At 69.3% G+C, this 6,656-nt stretch carries 7 protein-coding genes; 4 read left to right on the forward strand and 3 right to left on the reverse strand.

Annotated elements, in window-relative coordinates; genetic code table 11:
• From HOQ08_RS13855 to murD, 4 genes are all read left to right on the forward strand, one after another.
• The coding region (locus HOQ08_RS13855; protein ID WP_291196046.1) for a bifunctional aspartate kinase/diaminopimelate decarboxylase at nt 1–2,324 on the forward strand (2,324 nt) is incomplete at its 5' end.
• Between the two features lie 180 nt (nt 2,325–2,504).
• Nucleotides 2,505–2,921 (forward strand): endonuclease domain-containing protein, encoded by a 417-nt coding sequence (locus tag HOQ08_RS13860; protein WP_291196050.1) that lies wholly within the window; start codon nt 2,505–2,507, stop codon nt 2,919–2,921.
• 5 nt (nt 2,922–2,926) lie between these two features.
• Nucleotides 2,927–4,252: a UDP-N-acetyl-alpha-D-muramoyl-L-alanyl-L-glutamate epimerase gene (gene murL / locus HOQ08_RS13865; RefSeq protein WP_291196063.1), complete on the forward strand. Its 1,326-nt coding sequence runs from the start codon at nt 2,927–2,929 to the stop codon at nt 4,250–4,252.
• Nucleotides 4,252–5,610, forward strand: a complete 1,359-nt coding sequence (murD, locus tag HOQ08_RS13870; RefSeq protein WP_291196052.1) for a UDP-N-acetylmuramoyl-L-alanine--D-glutamate ligase — start codon at nt 4,252–4,254, stop codon at nt 5,608–5,610. Before murL ends, murD begins: the two co-directional genes overlap by 1 nt.
• A 195-nt stretch (nt 5,611–5,805) precedes the next feature.
• Here the strand turns inward: murD and HOQ08_RS13875 are convergent, their stop codons facing one another.
• From HOQ08_RS13875 to HOQ08_RS13885, 3 genes are read right to left on the reverse strand one after another with little or no spacing between them, the layout of a single operon-like run.
• Nucleotides 5,806–6,090: a KGG domain-containing protein gene (locus HOQ08_RS13875; RefSeq protein ID WP_291196054.1), complete on the reverse strand. Its 285-nt coding sequence runs from the start codon at nt 6,088–6,090 to the stop codon at nt 5,806–5,808.
• A gap of 41 nt (nt 6,091–6,131) precedes the next feature.
• Entirely contained in the window at nt 6,132–6,314 is a 183-nt protein-coding gene (locus tag HOQ08_RS13880; protein ID WP_291196057.1) for a hypothetical protein, read from the reverse strand.
• 34 nt (nt 6,315–6,348) lie between these two features.
• Nucleotides 6,349–6,555: a DUF2795 domain-containing protein gene (locus HOQ08_RS13885; RefSeq protein WP_291196060.1), complete on the reverse strand. Its 207-nt coding sequence runs from the start codon at nt 6,553–6,555 to the stop codon at nt 6,349–6,351.
• Between the last annotated feature and the right edge of the window lie 101 nt (nt 6,556–6,656).

Below are 6,656 nucleotides of genomic sequence, written 5' to 3' on the forward strand. Positions count from 1 at the left end.
TGGCGGACCTGGCGGCGCTGGCCGCCAGCGGCCCGGCCGCGCTGGGTCAGCTGGCCTGGGCCGCGCAGGTGCAGGCGCACGGCGAGCTGATGTCCAGCGCGCTGGGCGCGGCCTACCTGACCGCCAGCGACCTGCCGACGCAATGGGTGGATGCACGCGAATGCCTGGCTGCCATCGCCCTGCCGAACCAGAACGAGCGTACGCGCCTGCTCTCGGCCACGGTCGAGGCGCGCCCCGATCCGTCGCTGGCCGCGCGCCTGGCGGCGCTCGGGGAAGTGTTCATCACCCAGGGTTTCATCGCGCGCGAGGCGCAATCCGATAACGGTCAGGGCCGCACGGTGCTGCTCGGCCGCGGCGGCTCGGATACCTCGGCCGCCTATTTCGGCGCGTTGCTGAAGGCTCAGCGGGTAGAGATCTGGACCGACGTCGCCGGCATGTTCACCGCCAACCCGCGCCAGGTGCCGGGCGCGCGCCTGCTCTCGCGGCTGGACTACGAAGAGGCGCAGGAAATCGCCACCACCGGCGCCAAGGTGCTGCACCCGCGTTGCCTGTCGCCGCTGCGCGAGCCGCGCGTGCCGCTGCTGATCAAGGACACCAACCGACCCGAGCTCGAGGGCACGGTGATCGGCCCGGAGGTGCGCGAGCACGCGCCGAGCGTCAAGGCGATCAGCGCCCGCAAGGGCCTGACCCTGGTGTCGATGGAATCGGTGGGCATGTGGCAGCAGGTCGGCTTCCTCGCCGATGTGTTCGCGCAGTTCAAGAAGCATGGCCTGTCGGTGGACCTGATCGGCTCGGCCGAGACCAACGTGACGGTGTCGCTCGATCCCACCGAAAACCTGCTCGATTCCGATGCCGTGGCCGCGCTTGCGGCGGACCTGGCCAAGGTGTGCCGGGTCAAGGTGATCGCGCCCTGCGCGGCGATCACCCTGGTCGGCCGCGGCATGCGTTCGATGCTGCACACGCTCTCGACCGTGCTGGCCGAGTTCGGGCAACTTCGCGTGCACCTGATCTCGCAATCGTCCAACAACCTCAACCTCACCTTCGTGGTGGACGAGACGGTGGTGGACGAACTGCTGCCGCACCTGCACGACCTGCTGATCGCCGCCGGCGCGCTGCGCACCGACGACAGCGCGCTGTTCGGGCCGAGCTGGCAGGTGCTCTACGGCCGCGGCGAAGCGGTGGCGCCGGCGGCCGCGTGGTGGCGTGAGCCGGTCGCACGCACGCGGCTGCTCGCGCTGGCACAGGAAGCCACGCCGCGCTACGTCTACCACGTGCCCACGGTGCGCGCGCAGGCGCGCGCGATGAAGTCGCTGGGCGCGGTCGACCGGCTGCACTATGCGGTCAAGGCCAACACCCACCCGGCCATCCTGCGTGCGCTGGCCGCGGAAGGCTTCGCCTTCGAGTGCGTCTCGCCGGGCGAACTGCGCGCGGTCGCGGCGACGGTTCCGGACGAGGCGCCGCTGCTGTTCACGCCCAACTTCGCGCGCCGCGCCGATTACGTCCATGCGCTGGCCACGCGCGCGACGATCACCCTCGATGCATTGCATCCGCTGGAACACTGGGGCGAGCTGTTCCGCGGCCGCGAGATCGTGCTGCGCGTGGACCTGGGCCGTGGCCTGGGCCACCACGAGAAGGTGCGCACCGGCGGCAACGGCAGCAAGTTCGGCCTGCCGGTCGAGCAGCTCGACGCCTTCCTGCGCCTGGCCGACGCCCACCAGGCGAGCGTGCGCGGCCTGCATGCGCACCTGGGCTCGGGCGTGCTCGATCCGAAGCACTGGGGCGAGGTCCACGCGCAGCTGGCGAGCCTGGCCGAGCGCATCGGCAGCGTGGCCTTCCTCAACATCGGCGGGGGGCTCGGCGTGCCCTCGCACCCGGGCGAGGCGCCGCTGGACATCGCCGCGCTGGACCGCGTGCTGCGCGAGGTCAAGGCGGCCTATCCGCATTACCAGCTGTGGATGGAGCCGGGCCGCTACCTGGTCGCCGACGCAGGCGTGCTGCTGGCCCGGGTCACCCAGGTCAAGGGCAAGGGCACGCTGCGCTACCTCGGCGTGGACACCGGCATGGACAGCCTGATCCGCCCGACGCTGTACGACGCCTGGCACGAGATCGTGAACCTCTCGCGCATGGAGGCGCCGGCGGAGGCGCTCTACCAGGTGGTCGGGCCGATCTGCGAATCGGGCGACGTGCTGGGCACCGATCGGCGCCTGCCCGAGGCGCAGGAGGGGGATGTGATCCTGATCGCGCAAGCTGGCGCGTACGGCAAGGTGATGTCGTCGCGCTACAACCTGCGGGAAGAGGCAGACGAGGTGATCCTGGACGACTGAGGCGAGCCCGGCCCCTCACCCCAACCCTCTCCCCGGAGGGGAGAGGGGGCTGGTCCTGCGCGGAGTAGGCATGAAGCGAGACCTTAGCCTTTGCTCCCTCTCCCCTCCGGGGAGAGGGTTGGGGTGAGGGGGTGCTCTAGCGACAGACTTTCATGGAGCGGAGTTTCAAGGATGAAGCGCATGAACGTGGATCGCGCACGCCGGCTGCGCACAGGCATGACCGATGCCGAGCAGGCGCTGTGGTACCGCTTGCGGAACCGGCAACTGAATGGTTGCAAGTTCCGTCGGCAGCATGAGATCGACCGCTACATGGTCGATTTCATCTGCACCGAACGCATGCTGGTGGTGGAACTCGACGGCAGCCAACATCTGGAACAGCAAGATTACGACGATGTACGCACGCGTTACCTCCAGGCCAACGGCTACCGCGTGCTGCGTTTCTGGAACAATGACGTACTGACGAACATCGAGAGCGTGCTCGAGGCGGTGACGGAGGCTTTGGCGAGCCCCGGCACTTCACCCAGCCATTTCCTCCATCTTCAGAAGGGAATGGGGGAGCCCAAAGGCAACGCACGTTCCATCGGAGTGAACGAGTGACCACGATCAACCCCCGCCTGACCCAGAGCTTCCGCTTCGTGCGCGCCAGCTACGCCGACGGCGTGGCCGAGCTGGCCTACGCCTTCGACCAGGACGAGGAAATGGTCGAGCGCATCCGCTTCCCCGACGCGCCTGCGCTGCCGGCCGAGCGCCGAAGGGCCTTCGACGCGGCGCTCAAGCTGCTGCACCTGGTCGCGGGCGTGAGCTACTACAAGGCCGGTGTGCCGCCGACGATCGACGTCGAGCCGCTGGACACGCAAACCGCCGACCTGTGCGACGCGCTTTACCTGCACGGCCTGGCCGAGTTCGCCTATCGCAACGGCCTGGACCTGCGCGGACGCATCGCCTTCCCGCGCGGCGTCGCCGCGCCGCCGCCCGCACCCGTTCTGGGCCTTCCCAAGCGCACCCTCGTCCCCATCGGCGGCGGCAAGGATTCGCTGGTCGCGGTGGAAGCGATCAAGTCGATCGGCGGCGAGGCCACCGCGGCGTGGGTCGGCAACTCCCCGCTGATCGCCGCCTGCGCCGAGCGCACCGGCCTGCCCATGCTCAACATCCAGCGCGAGCTCTCGCCGGTGCTGTTCGAGTTGAACCGCCTGGGCGCCTGGAACGGGCACATCCCGGTGACCGCGATCAACTCGGTGATCCTGGCGCTGGCGGCGATCCTCTACGGCTACGACTCGGTCGCCTTCGCCAACGAGCGCTCCGCCTCGGCCGCCACGCTGGAATACGAAGGCCAGCAGGTGAACCACCAGTGGAGCAAGGGCTACGCCTTCGAGGCCATGCTTTCGGACTGGCTGCATACGCACGTGGCGGCGGACCTGGACTACTGCTCGCTGCTGCGCCCGTATTCGGAACTGGCGATCACCCGCGCGTTCGCCCGGCTCACGCCCTACTTCGACGCCTTCTCCAGTTGCAACCGCAACTTCCGCATCCTCGGGCCCAAGCCGGCCGACCGCTGGTGCGGGCAGTGCCCGAAGTGCCATTTCGTGTTCCTGGCGCTGGCGCCGTTCTGCCCCAAGCCGCGGTTGCTCTCGATCTTTGGCCGCAACCTGCTGGACGACGAAAGCCAGGCAGCCGGCTTCGACGCATTGCTCGAATACCAGGACCACAAGCCGTTCGAATGCGTGGGCGAGGGCGCCGAGGCACGCGCGGCGATGTACGCGCTGAGCCAGCGCTCGGAGTGGCAGGAAGACGCGCTGGTCGCGCGCTTCACGCGCGAGATCCTGCCCCAGCTCGATCCGGCGACGCTGGCGCTGGAGCCCTGGCTGCAGCCCGCAGCCGAGCACCGCGTGCCCTCACGGCTGCGGCCCGCGCTCGAGGCCATTGGCTGATGCGCATCGCGGACCTGGCTGGCAAGCGCGTTGCCGTCTGGGGATTCGGTCGCGAGGGCAGGGCAGCGATCGCCGCCGTGCGCGCACGCCTGCCGCAGTTGCCGCTCACCTTGTTCTGCAGCGCCGCGGAAACGGAGGTCGCGCAGGCGTTCGAACCGGCCCTGGCGGTGCGCGGCGAGGAACCGGACGCGGCCGCATTGGCTGCGTTCGACGTGGTCATCAAATCGCCCGGCATCTCGGCCTACAAGCCCGCGCTGCTGGACGCGCAGGCACGCGGCACGCGCTTCACTTCCGGCACCGCGCTGTGGTTCGCCGAGCAGCCACAGGCGCCGGTGGTTGCCGTGACCGGCACCAAGGGCAAGAGCACCACCACGGCGCTGATCGCGCACCTGGCGCGATCCCTGGGCGTGCGCACCGCCCTGGCCGGCAACATCGGCATGCCGCTGCTGGAGCTGCTCGACACGCGCGCGGACCTGTGGGCGGTGGAGCTGTCCAGCTTCCAGACCGGCGAGGCCGGGCCGCTGCCGCTGGGCGTGGTCACCAGCCTCTACGAGGAACACCTGGATTGGCACGGCTCGCGCGAACGCTACGTGGCGGACAAGCTCAGGCTCGCCGACGCGGCGCACACGCTGCTGGTCAACGGCACGCAGGAGGCGCTGCTCGCGCGTACGGCGACACATCCCCGGCGCGTGCTGTTCGGCGTGCCCGAAGGCTGGCACCTGCGCGAGGGGTTCATCCGTCGAGCGGGCGAGCGTGTATTCGCGGTGGCCGACCTGCCGGTGCCGGGCGAGCACAACGCACTCAACGCATGCGCTGCGCTGGCGGCGCTGGAGGCGATGGGCCACGACGCGCGCGCCGCAACGCCGGCGTTGGCCCAGTTCCACGCGCTGCCGCACCGGCTGCAGCCGCTGGGCGAACGCGGCGGCCGCTGGTGGATCAATGATTCGATCAGCACCACCCCGCAGGACACCCTTGCGGCACTGGCGAGCCTGGAAGGGCGCGCGGTGACGGTGATCGTGGGCGGGCACGACCGCGGTCTGGACTGGTCGCCGTTCGTCGAGGCGGTGAGCGGCCGGGCCGGGCTGGCGATCGTGGCGCAGGGCACCAACGGGCCGCGCATTGCGGCCGCACTGCGCGAGGCGCAGGCGGTATCCGAGGTCGCCCTCGTGGCGACGCTGGCCGAGGCGGTGGAGCGCACGCGGGCGCTCGCGCCGGCAGGCGGCGTGGTGCTGTTGTCGCCGGGCGCGCCGAGCTTCGACCAGTTCCACGACTATGCCGAGCGCGGGCGTCGCTTTGCCGAGCTGGCGGGGTTCGACGGACAGGCGATCAGCGGCATCGAGGGGCTCGGCGTCGCCTGACCTTGTCGGCTCCCGCTGAAGCCGCCGCACAAAACGCATCGCCTGCCCGCAGGCTCGGGCCGGTAGGGGCGGGAGCCTGCGGGCAGGCGATGCACTCCGGCGACGCGGGGTTTGCGCGATTCACCGCACCGTCCACCACGCGAACCGGCGGGCCCTACCGCTGCCGGCCGGTATCGCAGCATCAGTGGACCGGATTTACTCGGATTCCTTGCCCTTGTTCACCAGGTCGCGCACGCGATGGCCGCCCTTGGTGCCCAGCTCCGAATAGCCTTCCGGGCCCAGCTCTTCCTTGCGCGCTTCGCCGCCTTTCTTGCCGAGCGCCGAATAGCCCTCCGGACCCAGTTGTTCCTTGCGCGTCTCGCCGCCCTTCTTGCCCATCTCCGAGTAGCCCTCGGGACCGAGCTGTTCCTTGCGGATCTCGCCGCCCTTCTGGCCGGCTTCGCGGACGCTCATGTCACCCTGGTTCTTGTTGCTGGTCATGATCTGCACCTCTCTGGGATTGGAAAAAGTCGCCGGTGGGCTTACTTCTTGCGGCCGTGCTCGGCCTGCTTGCCCTCGTTGACGAGATCGTGGACCCGCTGGCCGCCCTTCTTGCCGAGTTCCGAGTAGCCCTCGTGGCCCAGCTCGTCCTTGCGTGTCTCGCCGCCCTTCTGGCCGGCTTGGCGGACGGTCATGTCGCCCTTGTCGTGCGTTTGCTTGTTCATGGATGCTCCTGTCGATGTGGAATGGGCGGCGGGGCTACTCGACGTTGCCGTAGCCCTTCATCACGTCCTGGGGGCCGCCGTACTGTTCGTCAGGCAGTTTCCTGATCTCCTGCATTACGTCGTCCGGCGCGTTGTTGCGGCGGGCGCATTCGATCAGGTCCTGCTTGTCGGCGGGGTAGCCCACGCCGCTCAGGTACTTCTGCACATTGGCCGGCGAATGGCCTCCTACACCTCGTGTCATGGTCTTCTCCGGGATGGATCACTCGTTGCCTTCGGATTCCTTGCCCTTGTTGATCAGGTCGCGCACGCGATGGCCGCCCTTGGTGCCGAGCTCGGAGTAAC

Source organism: Frateuria sp., assembly GCF_013362045.1.
Taxonomy (GTDB): Bacteria; Pseudomonadota; Gammaproteobacteria; order Xanthomonadales; family Rhodanobacteraceae; genus Frateuria_A.

What these genes read in the sequence shown, in the direction of transcription:
- murD (WP_291196052.1), top strand. Translation starts at nt 4,252, where the DNA reads ATGCGCATCGCGGACCTGGCTGGCAAGCGCGTTGCCGTCTGGGGATTC.
- HOQ08_RS13880 (WP_291196057.1), bottom strand. Translation starts at nt 6,314, where the DNA reads ATGAACAAGCAAACGCACGACAAGGGCGACATGACCGTCCGCCAAGCC.
- HOQ08_RS13875 (WP_291196054.1), bottom strand. Translation starts at nt 6,090, where the DNA reads ATGACCAGCAACAAGAACCAGGGTGACATGAGCGTCCGCGAAGCCGGC.
- HOQ08_RS13885 (WP_291196060.1), bottom strand. Translation starts at nt 6,555, where the DNA reads ATGACACGAGGTGTAGGAGGCCATTCGCCGGCCAATGTGCAGAAGTAC.
- HOQ08_RS13860 (WP_291196050.1), top strand. Translation starts at nt 2,505, where the DNA reads ATGAACGTGGATCGCGCACGCCGGCTGCGCACAGGCATGACCGATGCC.